The sequence below is a fragment of the Sphingobacterium sp. E70 genome, from assembly GCF_019285695.1.
GTDB lineage: Bacteria > Bacteroidota > Bacteroidia > Sphingobacteriales > Sphingobacteriaceae > Sphingobacterium > Sphingobacterium detergens.
Genome location: NZ_CP079104.1, coordinates 2100916 through 2120237, shown reverse-complemented (window position 1 = coordinate 2120237; position 19322 = coordinate 2100916). Strand labels below are relative to the sequence as shown.

The window sequence follows — 19322 nt, the reverse complement described above, 5'->3', positions numbered from 1 at the left end:
CGCTTTTTTATTGTTGAGCATGATTAATGCTGTCCTGTTGTTTTTGTAAACGTTCTTCACGTTCGATTTCTCGAGAATCGATTTGATGTTGTTGATAGTTGTCCATCGCAACTTTGCTTGCTTTCTGCGATACGTAGATCGCCAATATGGCAACTATGGTAATGATTGCAAGCCCCAAGCATATTTACGTTTGTCCTGTTTGACAAGCCAATACATAAAGATGATATAGGGCACAGCAAAAATAATATAGAAAATTAAACTCGGTGACATGCTATTTTCCTCTAAATGATGTATACAAAAGTATCGTTTTTGTCTAAAAATAACGAACCCATAGAAAAAACACAGCTTTTCAATTGACAAAGCCTTAAACCTTTATCAGTTTTATTGTCAAATTAATATCGGTTGTACTGTGTGGGCATGCCCCAGTTATAGTTGATTAATTGCTTGAAAATGAAGGTTGCAGGGCGGTTTTGATGCTTGATTGTAATTTTTAATTTTTGCAAAAATCCATGATAATATTGTGGAAAAGAAAAAATATTTTTATACATTTGCATCGTCAGAAACAATTGACAGAGAAATAAAAATGAAACAGAGCAAAAAGAACGACTATTCTTATACTCAAACTTTTGAGAAGTTTATGAGAAAGGTCTTCTGTGCTTTCATTTTCGTAGAAATGCCTGTTTTACGCTTCCGACGACCCATACTACCTCGGGCTTGATTTGAGGTAGTGAATCTTTCCAAGCAAAACCATGATTGTCCGATGGTTTTTTGAATCCATTATTTTATTTATTCAGTAACAAAACGCAGCAATAGTTGTTGTTTTATTATTAGGGTCGTAAGTCAATGACTATATCAGATTTTTAATTATTCCAGCTAAACCTGAGCATGCGCACTATGCGGAGGTTATTTGCAACGAAATGTTCGAGTCTGCAAAGGCTCGTGGTACTGGTATTGCACGTCGTAAACCAGAGTATGTTGCCAAGAAAATGAATGAAGGTAAAGCAGTGATTGCTTTGCATAAAGACGGTCGATGGGCAGGGTTTTGCTATATTGAAACTTGGGGCCACGGTGATTACGTCGCAAATTCAGGACTTATTGTCAATCCCGAATTTCGAAAAGTTGGTTTGGCAAAGGCCATTAAGAAAAGGGTGTTTGATTTGTCTCGTGAGCAATATCCCAAAGCGAAGATATTTGGTCTGACTACGGGTTTTGCTGTCATGAAAATTAATTCAGAGCTGGGATACGAGCCGGTACCTTATTCAGAATTGACGACCGATGACGAATTTTGGAAAGGATGCCAGAGCTGTGTTAATTACGAGATTTTAATGAGCAAAGATCGTAAGAACTGCATGTGTACCGCTATGCTTTGGGATCCAGAAGAAAAAGAACGTGAACTGAGAGAAAAGATTCAGCGCAAGCATGAGGCAAAGGAGCGTTTGGAAAGAATCACACAAAAACAATCGTTATTAAAACGTATACAGGCAAAGTTTTGGAAGTCGGCAAATAAGTTTATTGCGGTCAATTTTCCAAAGCATAATAAAGTTGCCAAAGGATTTTAATAAGAATCATACATAGCATGTCAACTGGCGTAGCAGCCATTGAAAATAAATAATGAACAGGGGATGAAACGGTCAATTTAAGGTTTGAATAGAACCGGATTGGTTCATAATCGTTTCACCACATTAAAAACAATTTATCTCAATGAAAAAGTAGTTTTAGCATTCAGCGGAGGATTAGATACTTCGTTTTGTTGTATTTATCTGACGCAAGATTTAGGTTTAGAGGTTCATTCCGTCGTCGTAAATACAGGTGGTTTTTCGGATGAAGAATTGAAGAATATTGAAGCACGTGCTTATGCATTAGGCGTGAAATCACATACAGCGATTGACGAAACAGCAGACTATTACCGCGAAACTATTAAATACTTGATCTTTGGTAACGTGTTGAAAAATGCAACATACCCATTGTCAGTATCCGCTGAACGTGTATGTCAGGCTACTGCCATTGCAAACTATGCGAAGAAAATCGGAGCTGAATGTGTGGCACATGGTTCTACTGGTGCTGGAAATGACCAGGTACGTTTTGACATGATTTTCCAAACCTTGATACCAGGCGTTGAAATTATTACACCTATCCGTGATCTACAGTTATCTCGTGAAGCGGAAATAGAATACTTGAATAAACATGGTGTTGAATATTCGGCAGAAAAAGCAAAGTATTCGATCAATAAAGGTCTTTGGGGTACTTCTGTAGGTGGAGCAGAAACATTGACATCCAATCAATATCTACCGGAATCAGCATGGCCAACGCCAGTGACTTCTTCAGAACCCCAACAGATCACGATAGATTTTGAAAAGGGGAGCCAGTTGCCTTAAACGGAGAGAAAATGGCATCTGTGAAAGTCATTCAGGAATTGCAAGCAATTGCGCAACCTTATGGCATCGGTCGTGATATTCACGTAGGTGATACAATTATTGGTATCAAAGGTCGTGTAGGTTTTGAAGCTGCAGCTTCAGTGATTTTAATTAAGGCACACCACACCTTGGAAAAACATACGCTGACTAAATGGCAATTATCTTGGAAAGATCAAATCGCTGCTTTCTATGGAAATTATATGCACGAAGGACAGATGCACGATCCTGTGATGCGGGATATTGAAGCATTCTTACAGTCTTCACAAGACACTGTAACGGGCCGTGTGATCGTGGAATTACATCCTTATCGTTTTGTGGTGATTGGTATTGAGTCGGAGCACGATTTAATGTCCAATAAATTCGGTAGCTACGGTGAGATGAATAAAGGCTATACGGGTGATGATGTGAAAGGTTTCTCGAAAATTTTCGGAAACCAGACTATTATCTGGCATAAAGTAAATCAAAAATAAAGGAATAAAGATACTTCTGTAAGCCACAGGCTTACAGAAGTAGAGTCTTAATACTAGCTACTCAATACGAAATAGAAAATATGATAAAAGTAGGAATCGTTGGTTCAGCAGGATATACGGGCGGAGAATTATTGCGGGTATTGATTTATCATCCTGAAGTAGATATTGTGTTTGCTAATAGTGCATCTAACGCAGGAAACAAATTATATGAAGTTCACAATGATCTGTTCGGTGATACAGAACTGACCTTCTCTTCTGACTTTCATAGCGACATTGACGTCTTGTTTCTATGTGTAGGACATGGTGATGCACGTAAGTTTTTAGACGCGAATCCGGTAGCATCAGCTGTAAAGATTATTGACCTTTCGCAGGATTATCGTCTTCGGGCAAATACATTATACCAAGGACAGCAGTTTATATATGGACTTCCAGAACTAAACAAGGAAGCGATCAGATCTGCACAGTATATTGCCAATCCGGGTTGTTTTGCCACTAATATTCAATTGGCATTATTGCCATTGGCGAATAAAGGGTTATTGCCTAATCAGATTCATGTCAATGCAACGACCGGATCTACTGGTGCCGGACAGAAGCCTGGTGCGACCACGCACTTCTCTTGGCGTAACAACAATCTTTCTGCATACAAGTCTTTCGAACATCAACACCTACAGGAAATTTCGGAGTCTTTGGATCAATTACAAAGTGGATTTTTGCCAGCATCTGGTGATTCGTTGTTAGCGCGGGCTGCTGAAAAGATAAATTTCGTTCCACAGCGTGGTGATTTTGCAAGGGAATTTTCTCAGCGATTTATGTAGACTCCGATTTAACGGAGGAACAAGCTTACGAGTTATACGAAGCGTATTATGCAACACATCCATTTACGCACGTTAGCCGCAGCAATATCGACCTCAAACAAGTTGTAAATACCAATAAAAGTATTATCCATTTGGAGAAACATGGGAATAAGTTGCTAATCTTAAATGCTACAGATAATTTGTTGAAAGGGGCATCTGGACAAGCTGTGCAAAACATGAACTTAATGTTCGGATTGAATGAGCGTACAGGGTTAAATTTAAAGAGTGTTGGTTTTTAGTTATTTATGACTTATTCAACAGCTGTATTAACAGAATGTGAATAAGCGGGATGGGTAAAAACTCTATAAAATACAGTTATCAACATAGTTGTTAACACTGTGTGGAAAAGTGAAGGGATAACCGCTTCACTTTTTTATTCCCGTTGCGGTTTGTATAAAGAATAATGTGGATACGCTCAATGACTGTTCAGGTATTAGGCCAATTTTAATGGAATATTGAGGTAGTTAGCCGTCGGTTTATGCATTGTATTGTTACCGTATGTTTCTTAACTTAGTGAGTATAAAATCGAGTTTTATTCGATCTTGTTTAGCCAAATCAATGTAGCGATAACCAATTTCAAAATGGAAAAAGACCACGTATAAAACTCATACCGACGCTCGGCGATATCATATTGGAATTAATTGGTTACCTGTCCTTATTCACGTTATGGTATCTGGTTGCTATAAATTATTATAAACTCCCGAAACTATTCCCGTGCATTATAATACTGCAGGAAATGCGGATAATTTTGGTGGGAAAGAAACTATTTTTGCTTTACCAATTATTGCCACAATACTATTTATAGGGATGACTATCCTAAATCGATTTCCACATATTTTTAACTATCCGGTTCGGATAACTGAAGAAAATGCCTTCCGGCAATATGCGAACGCAAGGTCTATGATACGGTATTTGAAATTTATTGTTGTAGTTATTTTTGGTGTAATCACTTTCAAGGCTATTCCAAATTCAGCAGGAACTTCAGAGGGGTTGGGCGAATGGTTTCTGCCGTTGACACTGGGATTTATTTTTTTCCTCTGATCTATTACGTTGTACAGGCATTTCGGAAAGCTTAGTATTTCATTACGATCACTTGCTATGCACTATATTCATTCCATAAGAAATACAAAACCAATCGAGGATCGAATAGCTTATCCATTTAATATTGCTTCAATATTGAATTTGAATGAATTGCGTTTTAGATCCCCGTAACCTTTATCATTGGCGAGAATGGTTCGGGTAAGTCCACCTTGGTGGAAGCTATTGCCATTAATGCTGGTTTCAATCCCGAAGGAGGAACTAAAAACTTTAATTTCCATACGAAAGACTCCCATTCCGAACTTTTTAATGACCTGCAGGTCATAAGAACAGCTTTTCGTGAAAATGATGGGTTTTTCTTACGAGCCGAGAGCTTTTATAATGTAGCGACAGAGGTTGATGATATATTTGAAGATGATCTGGGAGCTCTTGAGACAAATTATGGAGGCTCATTGCATGAATGCTCTCATGGGGAGAGTTTTCTTAATTTAATGCACAAACGCTTTTCAGGACGTGGACTGTATCTACTTGACGAGCCTGAATCAGCACTTTCCATCAATAGCCAATTTCGGCTACTAACGAGAATGAATCAATTGGTCAACAATAAGTCTCAATTTATTATTGCTACCCATTCGCCAATTTTGCTGGCTTATCCAGATGCAGAGATTTATACCGTGTCTGAATTCGGCTTGCAACAGGTGGAATATGAAGAAACAGAACAGTTTAAACTCTATAAGTATTTTCTGAATAATTATCAGAAGATGGTTGCCGAACTCGGCTTACATGAATAGGCATTGATTTATTACTGTTTTTTTACACAATCGATTGATGTACATTTGGTTTCTTTTCATCACAATCTAAGTTTTATCTTCATAAAAGTAATACAGTTTTCAGGAACCAATATAAATTCACGCTTATATCAATGTAATTGATATAGGACGGTTTATGTTCGAAAATAAGTTGGATTGATATCCTTCAACTGCTATAAAACCTTGGCGGCTTAGGCGACATAAGTAGCCAAGCCAAACGACAAAAGATGAAAAAAAAATTAAACAGATGAAAAGAAAATTCTTTATCAAGCACCTCTTCATAGGTGCCTTATCTTGCCTTTCATTAGGTGTTAATGCGCAGACCTCTACGAAAGTTTATTCCGTTCCGCTCGCGGGCAATGCTTTTATTACTACCGGACAAGATGGTGGTGCGGAAATTTCAGGGCGCAATGGATTGGTGAAGTGGTCGAGTGATCAAAGCATTGCATCGGTATATTTCAGAACAGAGAAAACCGGAAACCTTGAATTGAAGCTCAAAGCAAAAGCTGATGCTGGGAATTCCTCTAAAATAGAGATTTCTGCCCTAGGAAAAAAAGAGCTCCTTAGATATCAAAGGGACTGAGCTATCCGAAACAGCGGCCTTGTCTATTGATGTCAAAACACCTGGCTACGTGCAGGTGAATTTAAAAGGATTAAGTAAGTCGGGTGATACCTTTGCTGATGTAACGGAATTAATCGTTAGTGGAGAGGCTGCATCTGAAGGTCTTACCTACTCAAATGATCCTGATTATTACTATTGGTCACGTCGTGGTCCTTCCTGTCACTTAAATTATACGATACCGAGTGAAGGGAATGTCAGCTATTATTACAATGAGGTAACTGTACCAAAAGGAGAAGATAAAATCGGTTCATATTTTATGGCCAATGGTTTTGGAGAGGGCTACTTCGGGATACAGGTGAACTCGGAGACCGAACGACGTATTCTTTTTTCGGTTTGGAGCCCCTTCCATACGGATGATCCGAAAAGTATCCCAGAAGATCAAAAATCCATTTATTGAAGAAAGGAAAAGACGTGCATACAGGAGAATTTGGCAACGAGGGATCCGGTGGGCAGAGTTACCGTAAATATTTCTGGAAAGCGGTGAAACCTATAAATTCTTGTTGAAGGGTGTCCCAGATGGAAAAGGAAATACAGACTATACTGCCTGGTTTTTTGTACCTGAGGAAAATGCATGGAATGTAATCGCCAGTTTCAAACGTCCGCAAACAAATACATATTTAAAAAGATTTCATAGTTTCCTAGAGAATTTTAGTCCGAATCAGGGATATCTAGGAAGACAGGTGGAATTTAAAAATCAATGGGTTTATGACGGTCAATGGCGCCCTGTTCAATCCGCTTCATTTAGTGTTGATAATACCTACCGTGCTCATCAACGTATTGATGCTATGGGGGAACAACAAAAAATGGCTACTTTTTAAGGAATGGAGGCTTCTTTAATGAGATTGTTAAACCGGGCAGCAAGTTTGACCTTGTCAATAAAAATACTGCACCGAAAATTGATTTTGAGAAATTACCGTAGCTAAGATGGTAATACAATGATCCACTAATGTACTGTTACAAAAGTAAGCGCCTGATATTTTAATATCAGGCGCTTACTTTTAAATGACTATTTTTCGGAGAGTTTAATATCTCGTTCTACCGATACATTATCGCCGGTAACGGCATTTCCCTCTTTATCTACCAAGGTTAATTTTACTTTGTTATTCCCCATAGGTAAGCCCTTAATCTCATAGGGACCCCATTTGTCCAAAGTAAAAGTTTGACCGTTAATATCCGCGTTAATCTTGTTACCGTCCGGAGCAATACTTGTGTTGACCAGATAGAAATCTAAAAGGACATTTTTGGTTTCATCACCTTTGTATTCTCCTTTTGGACGAGAATAGAATAAGGATGCTTCTTTAGGTGTCGGCTCCTGTGTCAATTTACCCGTTGCATCTATCTTGAATTTAATCAATTTTGAGGCCTCAGCTGTTTTAATGGATTCGTGATAAGACCGCGACAAAAACGATAGGAGATAATGCTCTGAATTTAAAGCTAAAGTGACACTGTGTTCCGGTTTATATAATGCAGTATATGGTTTATTGTCCAAAATAAAATGGATGTGCTGTCCATCATGTGAGTTTGCCATGTGAGCTGCATGCTCGTCCGTTGTCATTTCAGTAAGCTTAAAGTTGCTAACATTATATTTCACGGTAACTTTTGCGGAGTCTGTACCTACTTTTTCAGCGCTTATGGAAGAGATTCCTAGACTCGCTCCTGGAAATTGTTTTGAATCTGCAATTGGACTAACGGAAATAGAATCCATTTTCTGTGCAATACTTGTATCGGACCACCCATTGAATCTGTATGGTCGGAGCCCTTTTTGGTTGAATTATTACATCCAATAGCTCCGATTAATAAAGTTAATGCGGCGGTAATGCCGGTAATTCTGTAGTATTTCATGATCTTTTGTTTAAATTTTTAACACTCAGCATCTTAAATAACAATAGTACGGGATCTTTTGTTTGTAGTAATGGTAAAACAAGGTTTTGATTGTAGGCATATGTTATATTCAGTTGCAATAAAACTTGTTTAATAGTTCTTGAAAGCACCTAACAGTCCAGAACAATTAGAACCTATTATTTGAACAAATAAATATTTTAAAAAATTATTCATATTAGATGTAATAAATAGAAAGCTTGAGATGTCTTGCTTATATAGAATGCAAAAATGGTAAAGGAAATGATATAGCTTGTATTTATAACGAATAAAGAAAAATTAGGTAAGCTGAAGGTTTGTACGATCAAAATCTCAAATCTAACATCTCAATACTAAATACTAAAATGAACCAAGAGCAATTTAAGAATACCGTTTTCGTCCATAAGGATAAGCTATTTCGCTTTGCGAAACGGATCTTGGTTGATGAGGATGAGGCGTTTGATGCGGTTCAAAATGTGATGATGCGTCTATGGCAGGGGAAAGATAAATTGTATCAATATAAGAATTTGGAGGCATTTTGCATGCAGAGTGTTAAAAATGAAGCACTAAATCGGATAAAAAGAGATAAAGTCCGTACAGATTTTGCCGAACACCATCAGATTATTTCAACAACAGAAAATGCTGTTGGAAATACGAAAGAAATAATTTTAGAGATGATCAACTCGCTGCCTGAGAAGCAGCGTCTTGTAATGCACCTACGCGATGTGGAGGATTATGATATAGAGGAGATCGGTGAAGTGCTGGAAATGGGGAGTCTGCTGTTAGAGTTAATCTAATGCGGGCCAGACAGAAAGTAAAGGAACAGTTGACAAAATTATTTGATTATGAAAGCTCCCGGATTTATTCAAATAAAAATAGATCCAATAGCTATCATTAATAGTGATACTCAAATTTGTAATGATGAAAAACAGAAGATTAGAGGAATTGAAAGATAAATACTTTGATGGCAAGTCGTCATCGGAGGAAGAAAGGGAACTGAAAAAATCGGATGAACTGTTCTTTCAGCTATTGGATCAGGAAAAGGATGTGAAAATGGATTGGTCGTTTGAGGATTTTGAAAATCAAGTCAAAGCAGATCAGAAAATCATCCGATGGCGAGACAATATCTGGATAAAATATGCAGCTGCGGCAATTCTCCTGGCGGTTATGGGATTAACCTTTTATCTGAATCAAGAGCCAGCAACACAGCCGTCGGTACTTGCTAATAAAGAACTGAAAGAGCCTCAAAGACCGTCGACGAAGGTGGTGACGGAGAACAGTGAAGCAACAGTTCATTCGGATGTGGAGACGGTGGCAAGCAGAGACAGGAAACGAAGTGCAATGCTCACGGCAAATACTTCGACGCGTTCCAATCAGCGTGTACGATCAAATAGAATAATGGCGAAAAAGAAGAAGGTTATTCAATCTTTACAACAAATGGAGGAAGGCTATCAAGCGGATTATGTTGTATTGAACGGTAAACCTGTTGCCAACGAAGAGGAGGCTGTAGAACTGACGCTCCGTTCATTGGGATTATTGGCAAATAATCTGGAAAATGGAGTAGATAAAGCAATGAATATAAAACAAATGTCAATATCGATTAACTAAAATAGTATGAAAGGATTATTAATAGCTTGCCTATTACTTGTAGCAAGTATGGCAAACGCACAGATTTCCAAGTTAGATAAACTTTTCGAGCAATATCAAGGGAAAAAGGAGTAACGACGCTTAAAATTGGCGCCCCTATGTTCAAATTGTTGGGGAATTTAAAAATTGATGATGAGGATATGGAAACGATTACGCCACTACTCAAGAATGTTAAATCTTTACGTATGTTGATTGTAGAAGATGGTGAAGATAAGGACTTGACAGGTATCATTCGTGGTGCGGTTTCAAATTTAAAATATGAGGAACTTATGTCGCTCAACAGTGAAGGTCAAGATATTCGATTCATGGTGGAGAATATGTCTGCGAATGCAGATATCCTAAACAATTTGTTGCTTACAATAAATGGAGATGGACAAAATTTATTTATGATTCTTGATGGGGCAATACCTTTGAAAGACGTGACTAACTTGGTTAATGAGGGAAACAACAAAGTGAATAAGGACAAACAGAATAACAATAAAAAGTAGATATTATGAAAAGATTACTAACATTGTTATGCCTAATTGAGTGCTATTTTCATTGCAATCCTGCATCATCAAAAAGGCTCCAACATGGATTTCGTCAGGGGATCCAATGTTTCGAATAATGCAGAGATCGTTGCCATTAATTTGCCGATGTGGTTGACAAAACCATTTATCAAAAAGGCATTGCAGGATGAGAACGACGAGGATGCACAGGTCATGGCGGGCATCGTCAAAAAGTTGAAAAAATTCAGGATGATGACATTATCAAACAATGATCGTGAAAAGAATATGTTGATATTGGAAGATTACCATAAGTTTTTAAAGAAGAACAAATTTGAGGAACTACTGGTGATCAACAGTGAAGGGGAGGATCTCGATTAATGCGCGCATTGATAAAGATAATGTGATCAGCCGGGTTTCGCTATTGGTCCATGATGAAGGAGATGAAAGTGTATTTATGGATATAAAAGGTAAGTTTTCACTGGATGAGCTTGTTCAGGGATTGAATAAGATAAAATCGAAGGATAAAAAACTCGCCACTAAATTGGCTGATACCCATACTGTAGTTCAACAGGAGCTTTAGCTCAGACAGCGATTCTTGATTAAACAGCATATAAATGCCCCAAGAACTAAAATAGTTTTTGGGGCATCGTTTATTATACTTTCCTTTTATGAATGAAAGACGATGTCCAAGGCATCGAAAATATGCTTCTTGGCGGTATTTAAATCCGCGTCGGTATGTAGCAGCGGAAACAAAACCAACTTCATAGCCCGAAGGACCGAAATAAACCCCTCTATTCAGGAGTTCACGGTGCATGATTTTGTATGATTCCATGGAAGCGTGATCAATTTCACTTGCTTTCTTGATATCTTCTTGCTCTGTAAATGCAAACCAGAAAATAGAGGCAACATGGAATAACTGTACTTGATAGCCTTTTTCAGCGATATAATCACGAAGATCCTGAACGAATGCCGCGGTTTTCGCATTTAAGTTTGTGTAGAAATCATCTTGCGCCAAAATAGTCAAGGCTGCAATACCTGCCGCCATGGCTACAGGGTTCCCTGACAAGGTACCAGCTTGATAAACGGCACCGTCAGGTGATATACATGCCATAAGCTCTTTGGATGCTCCATAGGCTCCCACTGGCATACCACCGCCTATAATCTTGCCATAGGTGATAATATCTGGCTGGATTTCGTAGTATGCAGAAGCCCCTTCAAAACCGATCCGGAATCCGGTGATTACCTCATCCATGATTAGCATACTCCCATTTTCTTTTGTGATATCACGTAGGAAATGCATGTATTCCTTGGATTGCATTAATAGACCATTGTTGGCTGGAATACCTTCAATGATTACTGCAGCAATTTGATCTTTAAATTCTGTAAAAGCAGCTCTCAGCGCGTCTTTGTCATTTAACTCGATGACGATTGTTTCCTCTGCAAAAGCTTTGGGAACGCCTGCCGAAGAAGTTTCTCCGAAAGTAACCAATCCAGAACCAGCCTTCACTAAAAGCGAATCCGAATGACCATGGTAACATCCGTCAAATTTGATAATCTTATCGCGTTTGGTATATCCTCTTGCCAAGCGGATTGCAGACATCACAGCCTCGGTTCCTGAACTGACGAAGCGGATTTTTTCGATATACTTATTTTTTTCAATAATCAATTCGGCAAGTTGATTTTCCAGAGCAGTAGGTGCGCCAAAACTCAACCCTTTACCTAATTGTGCGGCAACGGCCTCGCGAACTTGATCGTTATTGTGTCCCAAAATCAAAGGACCCCACGAACAGCAGAAATCGATGAACTCATTGCCGTCGGCATCCCAAAGACGTGCTTTGTCACCTCGTTCTATAAATAATGGGGTACCAAATACAGATTTAAAAGCCCGAACCGGAGAATTCACACCGCCGGGGAAATATTGTTTTGCTTTTTCAAATAATTCAGCAGATTTTGCTCTTGAAATATCAGGTGCTTGCATAGTCATTATATTTGAATGCGAAGTTATCTTTTTTGCCAAGATAAGTCTCATGGAAACGTAAGGAATCAAGAATTCAGTGATATTCCTTATTTAAAGGTTGGGGTATCCTCTTTTTTTTCGCAATAGTATTTCTTGTTTATTGATAAATAAAGTGATCTCGTTTGTTGAGTTTATTTGAATCTCAAATGGAGTTTTGTTGTCGTTGTATTTTCCAAATAGATTGGGACTAAATAGGTAACCACTAAATTTCTGTTGGTTTAATAGCATGAGGCTATCGATTTTCTGGTGTACTGAGGTATTAAGACTTCCTGCTTTTGAGTTTGTAAACGTAAAGAAAGCATCACCATTTTTATTAAATGCTACCGATTTTAATTTTGCGTCCTCGGCGATCCATACACCTTCCAGAAGTGAGTAAATAGGATGCTCATGGGCAGCAGAACCCGACAGTAAAAAACTGCTAATAAGAATACTTTTTAACATAATATGGATGTTTATAATAATTCGTTTGACTATGTTGGGGTCAAATAGTTTAAAAGTAGTGGCCCCAAAAAGGTTCGAAAATTTAATTTCGAACCTTTTTAATATTTACTTTTGTCTTTGAGCAATTCGCTGTTTTTAGCGCGAAAACCTGATCTTATTTGCCTAAATAAAACCTTTTTCCAGAACTTCTTTGGCGTGGTAGGATAAAATTGCTGTTGCGCCCGCACGTCTGAAACTTAATAACGTTTCCAAGATCACACGTTCATCCAGCCAACCATTTTGAATGGCAGCTTTTAACATAGCATATTCACCACTGACATTATACACCGCGATTGGGAGATCAAAATTATCAGCGAGAAGTTTCACAATATCTAAATATGGAAGCCCCGGTTTAACCATTAGAAAATCTGCACCTTCTTGCGCGTCTAACTGGGCCTCGATAAGTGCTTCCTTTGCATTTGCAGGGTTCATCTGATACGTTTTCTTATCCCCGTGTTTAGGAGCAGAACCCAAAGCATCTCTGAAAGGACCATAATATGCTGATGCATACTTCGCCGTATAGGACATTAAAGACACGTTTGTGAAACCATTATGATCCAATAGTTCACGAATATACCCGATGCGTCCGTCCATCATATCTGATGGTGCGATAATATCTGCACCGGACTGCGCGTGTGCGAGTGCCATCTTGCCCAATACTTCCAATGTTTCGTCGTTTAGGATCTCGCCATTTTCGACAATTCCATCATGACCATCGCTGCTGTAAGGATCCATCGCTACATCGGTAACAATACAGGCTTCAGGAAATTTTTCTTTACCGCTGCAATGGCGCGTAAATACAAACTTCCATCGCGGTAACTCTCCGTCGCATATTTGTCCTTCAATGATTCTTCGATATTGGGAAATAGGTCAAATGAACGTAAGCCTAATTTGAGGCAGCTTTCCACTTCTTTCAATAAATTATCTATTGAATAGCGGTAGATACCCGGCATAGATTTAACCTCGGTTTTTTGATTTTGGCCATCTACAATAAAAAGTGGAAAAATCAAATTCGACGCGTCTAAACGTGTCTCTTGAATCATGTCGCGAATCACGGCAGATTTACGATTTCTTCTCGGACGTTGTAACATTATATTTAATTTATTTATTATCTAGTGATCCAGTGTTGTTCAATTGCAAAGGCAGTAAATGCGTTTGCCAACTACTCAATACTAATTGCGCAATACTATTTAATATTCTAAGCCAAAAACAGCCTCTGAGAGACCGATCTCGTCTGGTGAATAGGGAAGTGTATAAGGAACATTCATCTCATCAAACTTGGCTCCGGTCGAACGACCGATGCAGATGACTTTTTGTCCCGGTTCTAAAAGATTGTCCGCAAAATAAGCTTCTACATTACTAGGGCTTGTAAATACCAGTACTTCTGCATTGGATGGATCGACGTCCTCTTCCAATACAGTCTCATAGACTGGGATATTAATGATTTTAGTTTCTGGACTTAATGCTTTCTGAATAGTCTCAAGCGATTCCTTTGCACGCGGGATAAGTACCGTTCCTCCATTTGCCAATTCGGCAAATTTCTTGGCGATTTCATCCATATTAATACCTTCGCTGTCACCGGAAAAATCCGCTACGCGATCGTACTTACGTAATATTTCTTCCGAACCACGGCCGATAACGCCAATTTTGGTCTTTTTACTTAACCGCGGCTCCAGATTGAAGAAATGCTCAATCCCGTTCTTACTTGAAAATATGATCCAATCGACATGTTTTAAGATAAAAGGATCCAACTTATTGATGATCGGAAATATTTTGATCAATGAACGGCCTTCGATCGTGATATTATGTTTGGCCATTGCACGAGCGAAGTAGGAATTTTCGTCTACCTCCCTGGAAATAAAGACAGATTGCGGCAACTTACGATCTTTTGCATACTTGCTGAAAATACGTTCAGCCAATCGGGTTGGATCAGTATCTCTCAAGTATACACGGTCGGGAAAGTCTTCACTTGTATCGGCAATGGAAGCCCAAGCTTCATATTCATCACCACTTTTACGGCAATAACATCCGAGTGGCGCATGACATCCAGCGTCAAATTTGTTCAATACCAATCGTTCTACTGCAATGGTTTTAGCGACCTCATTGTTATTTAATGGTTGCAATGCAGTAAAGAGTTCTTTATCGACTTCACGGATCTGAATAGCTAAGACACCTTGTGCTGGAGCAGGGATAATTTCTACCGGTGGAATTTCTTCGACATGAAAGTCTGTGATATCCATTTCGATACGGCTGATACCAGCTTTTGCCAGCACAATCGCATCGTATTGCTCGTCGTCCCGCAGCTTCTGCATTCTCGTTTGGAGGTTACCTCTTAGATCGTCGAATTCTAGGTCTGGGCGCAAAGCCGATATTTGTGCTTTTCTACGGTTGGAAGATGTTCCGACAGTTGCATTATGTTTTAGGGATAGACGCTTCTTGATATCTACACAATCCTTGTGGATAATCAATAATTCGGAAGGATCCTCCCGTTCGGAAACAGCCGCAATAATCAATCCCGGCGGATTGATTGTAGGTAAATCTTTGTGTGAGTGTACAGCTAAATCAATGGTCCCATTCAAAAGTTCCTCCTCAAGCTCTTTGGTGAAAAATCCTTTACCTTCCAATTTATCCAGACGGAGGTGCTGAATAATATCACCTTGAGTTTTGATGACTTTTAACTCTGCTTCGATACCGATTTCCTGTAGTCGGTCTTTCACAAAATTTGCCTGCCACATTGCAAGAACACTTCCCCGGGTGCCAATAATTAGTTTTCTATTCACGTTATTTTACTTTACCTATTAAAATGTGTTTAATACCATTTATCGAAGCAAAAATAAATAAATAGGTGGAATATGTTGACACGTTACTGTCATTATCTAAAAGGAAATGATTGATAAACCGAAAATTAGAATAGCGGTAGGGCTACGACAAAGAAAGCCACATACGAATACCATTGTTGGTCGTATGTTAAGAAAGTAGCAGCTATATTTTGTCAGGAAATGATTGCAATGATATGATTGCAATTAGTTTTTCTCGGTCTCAGGTGTTTTAACCAAAATCTCTTTCGCCATTACCATTGGAACTTTGATGTATTTCTTTTCCATATAGTTGATGACTTTTTCCAATACTTCTCTTGCTTCAGGTGTCAATGCCTGTACTTCTTGTGCAAAGACCTCGTTTAAAGCAAATGATTTGATTTCTTTAATCTTTTCAGGAACTTCACGCATGGCGACCTCTACGCGACGCTGTTTGATCAGTGGTAAGAATTCCTGGATATTGTCTTGAATGATTTTTTCTGCACTGTCCAATTCGTTATAACGTTCTTGGATATTTTTCTCCGCAATAGCTTGCAGGCTGCTGACTTCGATGTAATGAATTGGGTTATTTTTGATTACTTCGGCATCAATATCATTTGGAACAGCTAAATCAATGATAATTTTCTTGTCGGTTTCACCATTTAATAGTGATTGGTACAACGTGTTATCAATAATTGATGTTGGTGCACCGGTACATGTAATCAGAATATCAAAACCTTCTTTGTATTCGCCAATGCTAGCAAGCGGATAAGCCTCAGCGTTTAACTCCTCAGCTAATGCTTTTGCATTTTCAAGCGTGCGGTTAAAAACGACAAATTTGGCTTTTTGATTTTTTTGGAAATATTTCGCTAAGTTTTGGTTTGTTTCCCTGATCCGATAATGACGATCCTCGGGTTTTCAACCAACTTTAATTCACGTAGTTTACGGTAGGCAAGGGAGACAACAGAAATTGGGTTTCTGGAAATTTTAGTATAGGTATAAACTTCTTTTGCTGTCTTTACCAATCTGTCCATCATTAGACGAAGGAAATCACCCGTAAAACCGGCCTCTCTACAGCGGTCATAAGCTCTACGTACCTGCGCTAAGATTTCTTTTTCTCCAACAACCAAGCTTTCAAGTGAACAGGACATTCGAAGTAAATGATGTAAGGCATCCATTCCTTCATATTTGTTGACCTGACCCAAATAACATTGAAGTCGCTCTTGCGGAACACAGAAGTTCAATTTTCCCATAAACTCCGCAATAAATTCGTTGGTCAATTCGTGAGCTCCATAAAATACAAACTCTACCCGGTTACAAGTACCAATGTAAAAGATCTCCGGAATATCTAGGCTGTGTTTTAAGCTAATGAGGCGACTTTCTAAATCCTCATTGCAGATCACTAGATTACCTAGATCTTTTAATTCGACATGTTTATGAGTAAACGCTAATACTTTAAGATTTTTCAAAGCTCTAATCCCTCGCTTATATTTAACGGTACAAATGTAGCTTAAATGCTTTGTGCTTGTGTCAAAAATCTGTCAAAGGGATTAATTTAGAAAGATTTTAAATAGATGTTTTTTATTGTTAATATATTGTATTTTAGTGTGTTATATTTTATTTTTCGATTAGATGATTTTCATCACGTTGATGCGTGATGAAAATTTCGGTCTATCGAAGGTATTAAACTATTCACTATTGCCTGTATTTGTTTGTGCTGAGTCTATCGTTATGTCTTCCAATTCCTCCATATAAGGGGCCTCTTCAGCAGTGGTTGCTTCTTTAATTTCACTGTCACTATACTGATAATAGGTATCGAAAGTTTTTGTTCCTTTATTGTAAATTAAGGCATATTTAGAACTTTTGTTTTTAACAATAATTCCATCGGCTGGAGCGGGCACTAATTTCATCTCATTCATAAAAATCTGCTGCCCTTTTTTAAAACTATTGATCAAGGGAAGTTCACTGGAATATTCTTTCCAGAATAAGATATCTCCTTTTGCTGATATAATCCAGATCGCACTGCTTTGATAGTCATTTTTTCCACAAGAAATGCCATTTCTTTGTTCCAATTATCTGCGTCATGACGATCAGTAAAATTACCGTAACAGAATACCGACTTTGCACGATCCTTTATGCGGGTAAATTTATAGATGGGTTTATCACCGGAAGGTTCCAGGTAGCTATTCCCCATAAAGATTTTTGTAATACCCTGCGGTAACGTAATGGAATATTATCATATTCAGGGATTGTAAAGATGGCATTGTTCCAATGGGCGTAGTCATCAATGGAGCTCCAGCCATCAGCCTCTTCGAGATCTTTTGGATCTGCATTCTCAAATCCGTCCACGGCTGTTGCTGCACTATCTACAGGTATGGCATCAAGGTCTTGCCGCAGGACAAAAGTATAATATCCTCCACCGGCAAGTACGGCCAATAGCAAGACTATTCCAATAATGATATATCTATTTTTCTTTGATTTTGGCGGTGTTACCTGCTCCGCTGCAGTTTCTTCAAACGCTCTTTTCATGTTCAATATCCGGCTTAAATTTAAAATAAACTTTCAGGTACGAATTCCTTTCAATTGTTCGCTTTACTGTTATCTTTTGAAGTATGGCTCCTTGTTCGGAATTCTGTACGAGAATTTCGTTTTAAAAATAGATTAATTTTTCAGAAAATTGGGGACAAGTTATATAAGTGGCAATATTCAACTTATATTCGTATCAATTTTAAAGTAATTTGAACCATGGTCATCATTAGGAAGTATTTTGCCATTGTTGGACTTATCATTTGTTTTTTGTCCAGTATGACTCCATTTTTAAAAGTTCCTATTAAAGGTAACTGGAACCTTTATCAGGTGGACGCCTATTTATTTTTTATCACTATGCTGATTTTGGGAATAACAGCATTGTTATTTTTTGTTCGTGCAGTACGCGCCTATCAATGGATGACCAGGTTGGCAGCAGTTTGGTATCTAGTGAGTGTTTCTGCGGTATGGTTTAAAATCAACAACTATTTTGATTGGGGTTTGCGGACAAACTGCTTTCCAAATCACTCCATATGCGTTGGGGCTGGATAGTATACCTAATCGGGATCCTGTTGTTGTTGTTGAGCACAAAGAAGATTGGGGCAACAAATGAGTAAGGCATCAAAAAAATAAGCTAGATAATTTATCTAGCTTATTTTTTGTTTGGACGATGCGGTATAAAATGCGTCTTTAATTTATCTAGTCCTAAATCCTCTTCGATTTTGTCCAATTCATAAGACCAGATTTTTGCATCCAAAATTTCATGAAGCACCTTTGGATTGGTCAGGTCCACTGGACGGACACGCTGTTCCTTATTGATCGGATTAGTCAGTTCCTGCAAACTGCTGCTATGTCTAATGATTTGAAAACGGAATGTCGGCCATTTTCCCACATTGGCAAAGTTTCCTGTATAGAACTGAATGGAATCATGTGGTGGTATTTTATTGCTAAAAAGTCCTTTCACTTTATTTGCTGTAGCTTCGGAAACCGATACAAGGAGTTCATAACTTGTCTCATTGATGATATGTAACTTGGCTAATCCATCTTTGTGATCGCCGGAAATGGCCAGTAAAATCCCTTTTTCTATAAACCGGTTTGGGGTCAATGGCGTGGCATGCTGATCAAGCTCGTCATCCGCTCGCCGCATATTTCCAAAAACGAGGGTTATCTTGTCCATAGGAACAGGAATTTCGAACCCAGTTTCATCTGTTACTCCTACAATATTGTTGGCTTGCATGGAGGTGATGTGGCCTTCAATGGGTTCATCCACAAACCTGACTAAATCGCCTATTCTAAATTTCATGT

General features: G+C 38.5%; 19 protein-coding genes and 5 pseudogenes. 13 read left to right on the top strand and 11 right to left on the bottom strand.

Features of this window, described 5'->3' with window-relative positions; genetic code table 11:
* Positions 1-7: 7 nt before the first annotated feature.
* Complete coding sequence (locus tag KUH03_RS15125; protein ID WP_257094509.1) at positions 8-178, bottom strand: hypothetical protein; 171 nt, start codon at positions 176-178, stop codon at positions 8-10.
* 739 nt (positions 179-917) lie between these two features.
* On the opposite strand from KUH03_RS15125, the gene KUH03_RS15120 reads away from it, so the two are divergent.
* From KUH03_RS15120 to KUH03_RS48650, 7 genes and pseudogenes are all read left to right on the top strand, one after another.
* Positions 918-1559 carry a GNAT family N-acetyltransferase gene (locus KUH03_RS15120; RefSeq protein WP_257094507.1) on the top strand — a complete coding sequence of 214 codons (642 nt, stop codon included), beginning with the start codon at positions 918-920 and terminating at the stop codon, positions 1557-1559.
* Between the two features lie 132 nt (positions 1560-1691).
* Positions 1692-2884: pseudogene (gene argG / locus KUH03_RS15115) on the top strand (argininosuccinate synthase).
* A gap of 80 nt (positions 2885-2964) precedes the next feature.
* Positions 2965-3977 (top strand): annotated as a pseudogene (gene argC / locus KUH03_RS15110) (N-acetyl-gamma-glutamyl-phosphate reductase).
* A 469-nt stretch (positions 3978-4446) separates the two neighbouring features.
* On the top strand, positions 4447-4779 hold the full coding sequence (locus tag KUH03_RS15105) for a DUF1648 domain-containing protein (RefSeq protein WP_257096989.1): 333 nt from the start codon (positions 4447-4449) through the stop codon (positions 4777-4779).
* Between the two features lie 212 nt (positions 4780-4991).
* The gene (locus KUH03_RS15100) at positions 4992-5567 is read left to right on the top strand and encodes an AAA family ATPase (RefSeq protein ID WP_257096987.1); all 576 of its coding nucleotides are present in this window, start codon (positions 4992-4994) and stop codon (positions 5565-5567) included.
* A 265-nt stretch (positions 5568-5832) separates the two neighbouring features.
* Entirely contained in the window at positions 5833-6168 is a 336-nt protein-coding gene (locus tag KUH03_RS15095; RefSeq protein ID WP_257094505.1) for a DUF5077 domain-containing protein, read from the top strand.
* A gap of 19 nt (positions 6169-6187) precedes the next feature.
* A pseudogene (locus tag KUH03_RS48650) lies at positions 6188-7025 on the top strand (DUF3472 domain-containing protein).
* A 188-nt stretch (positions 7026-7213) separates the two neighbouring features.
* Here the strand turns inward: KUH03_RS48650 and KUH03_RS15080 are convergent.
* A complete protein-coding gene (locus KUH03_RS15080; RefSeq protein ID WP_257094500.1) occupies positions 7214-7912 on the bottom strand; it encodes a hypothetical protein in 699 nt (232 codons plus the stop codon).
* A 517-nt stretch (positions 7913-8429) separates the two neighbouring features.
* Here KUH03_RS15080 and KUH03_RS15075 point away from each other — a divergent pair.
* The 5 genes from KUH03_RS15075 to KUH03_RS15055 all read left to right on the top strand — a co-directional run bounded on the left by KUH03_RS15075 (position 8430) and on the right by KUH03_RS15055 (position 10779).
* Positions 8430-8861, top strand: a complete 432-nt coding sequence (locus KUH03_RS15075; protein WP_257094498.1) for an RNA polymerase sigma factor — start codon at positions 8430-8432, stop codon at positions 8859-8861.
* Between the two features lie 148 nt (positions 8862-9009).
* Positions 9010-9672 (top strand): hypothetical protein, encoded by a 663-nt coding sequence (locus KUH03_RS15070; protein WP_257094496.1) that lies wholly within the window; start codon positions 9010-9012, stop codon positions 9670-9672.
* A gap of 92 nt (positions 9673-9764) precedes the next feature.
* Positions 9765-10199: a DUF4252 domain-containing protein gene (locus KUH03_RS15065; protein WP_257096984.1), complete on the top strand. Its 435-nt coding sequence runs from the start codon at positions 9765-9767 to the stop codon at positions 10197-10199.
* Positions 10200-10283: 84 nt separating this feature from the next.
* Entirely contained in the window at positions 10284-10577 is a 294-nt protein-coding gene (locus tag KUH03_RS15060) for a DUF4252 domain-containing protein (RefSeq protein WP_257094494.1), read from the top strand.
* Entirely contained in the window at positions 10555-10779 is a 225-nt protein-coding gene (locus tag KUH03_RS15055; RefSeq protein WP_257094492.1) for a hypothetical protein, read from the top strand. The genes KUH03_RS15060 and KUH03_RS15055 overlap by 23 nt, the downstream gene beginning before the upstream one ends.
* An 86-nt stretch (positions 10780-10865) precedes the next feature.
* Here the strand turns inward: KUH03_RS15055 and hemL are convergent.
* The 8 genes and pseudogenes from hemL to KUH03_RS15020 form a co-directional block, all read right to left on the bottom strand.
* Positions 10866-12183: pseudogene (gene hemL / locus KUH03_RS15050) on the bottom strand (glutamate-1-semialdehyde 2,1-aminomutase).
* A gap of 84 nt (positions 12184-12267) precedes the next feature.
* On the bottom strand, positions 12268-12657 hold the full coding sequence (locus tag KUH03_RS15045) for a hypothetical protein (protein ID WP_257094489.1): 390 nt from the start codon (positions 12655-12657) through the stop codon (positions 12268-12270).
* A gap of 162 nt (positions 12658-12819) precedes the next feature.
* Positions 12820-13787 (bottom strand): annotated as a pseudogene (gene hemB / locus KUH03_RS15040) (porphobilinogen synthase).
* 99 nt (positions 13788-13886) lie between these two features.
* Positions 13887-15476: a hydroxymethylbilane synthase gene (hemC, locus tag KUH03_RS15035; RefSeq protein ID WP_257094487.1), complete on the bottom strand. Its 1590-nt coding sequence runs from the start codon at positions 15474-15476 to the stop codon at positions 13887-13889.
* 243 nt (positions 15477-15719) lie between these two features.
* Entirely contained in the window at positions 15720-16385 is a 666-nt protein-coding gene (locus tag KUH03_RS45980) for a hypothetical protein (RefSeq protein ID WP_306429746.1), read from the bottom strand.
* Positions 16361-16960 carry a hypothetical protein gene (locus KUH03_RS45975; protein WP_306429597.1) on the bottom strand — a complete coding sequence of 200 codons (600 nt, stop codon included), beginning with the start codon at positions 16958-16960 and terminating at the stop codon, positions 16361-16363. Before KUH03_RS45975 ends, KUH03_RS45980 begins: the two co-directional genes overlap by 25 nt.
* A gap of 219 nt (positions 16961-17179) precedes the next feature.
* Positions 17180-17563 carry a hypothetical protein gene (locus KUH03_RS15025; RefSeq protein ID WP_257094485.1) on the bottom strand — a complete coding sequence of 128 codons (384 nt, stop codon included), beginning with the start codon at positions 17561-17563 and terminating at the stop codon, positions 17180-17182.
* Between the two features lie 61 nt (positions 17564-17624).
* The gene (locus KUH03_RS15020) at positions 17625-18020 is read right to left on the bottom strand and encodes a hypothetical protein (protein ID WP_257094483.1); all 396 of its coding nucleotides are present in this window, start codon (positions 18018-18020) and stop codon (positions 17625-17627) included.
* A 216-nt stretch (positions 18021-18236) separates the two neighbouring features.
* On the opposite strand from KUH03_RS15020, the gene KUH03_RS15015 reads away from it, so the two are divergent.
* Complete coding sequence (locus tag KUH03_RS15015) at positions 18237-18569, top strand: hypothetical protein (RefSeq protein WP_257094481.1); 333 nt, start codon at positions 18237-18239, stop codon at positions 18567-18569.
* Positions 18570-18669: 100 nt separating this feature from the next.
* Here the strand turns inward: KUH03_RS15015 and KUH03_RS15010 are convergent, their stop codons facing one another.
* Positions 18670-19320 carry a hypothetical protein gene (locus KUH03_RS15010; protein ID WP_120261673.1) on the bottom strand — a complete coding sequence of 217 codons (651 nt, stop codon included), beginning with the start codon at positions 19318-19320 and terminating at the stop codon, positions 18670-18672.
* Positions 19321-19322 lie beyond the last annotated feature (2 nt).

Coding starts and splice junctions, on each gene's coding strand:
- KUH03_RS15120 (WP_257094507.1), top strand. CDS start 918: ATGTTCGAGTCTGCAAAGGCTCGTGGTACTGGTATTGCACGTCGTAAA.
- KUH03_RS15095 (WP_257094505.1), top strand. CDS start 5,833: ATGAAAAGAAAATTCTTTATCAAGCACCTCTTCATAGGTGCCTTATCT.
- KUH03_RS15080 (WP_257094500.1), bottom strand. CDS start 7,912: ATGGATTCTATTTCCGTTAGTCCAATTGCAGATTCAAAACAATTTCCA.
- KUH03_RS15075 (WP_257094498.1), top strand. CDS start 8,430: ATGAACCAAGAGCAATTTAAGAATACCGTTTTCGTCCATAAGGATAAG.
- KUH03_RS15060 (WP_257094494.1), top strand. CDS start 10,284: ATGGATTTCGTCAGGGGATCCAATGTTTCGAATAATGCAGAGATCGTT.
- KUH03_RS15045 (WP_257094489.1), bottom strand. CDS start 12,657: ATGTTAAAAAGTATTCTTATTAGCAGTTTTTTACTGTCGGGTTCTGCT.
- KUH03_RS15020 (WP_257094483.1), bottom strand. CDS start 18,020: ATGAAAAGAGCGTTTGAAGAAACTGCAGCGGAGCAGGTAACACCGCCA.
- KUH03_RS15015 (WP_257094481.1), top strand. CDS start 18,237: ATGGTCATCATTAGGAAGTATTTTGCCATTGTTGGACTTATCATTTGT.
- KUH03_RS15010 (WP_120261673.1), bottom strand. CDS start 19,320: ATGAAATTTAGAATAGGCGATTTAGTCAGGTTTGTGGATGAACCCATT.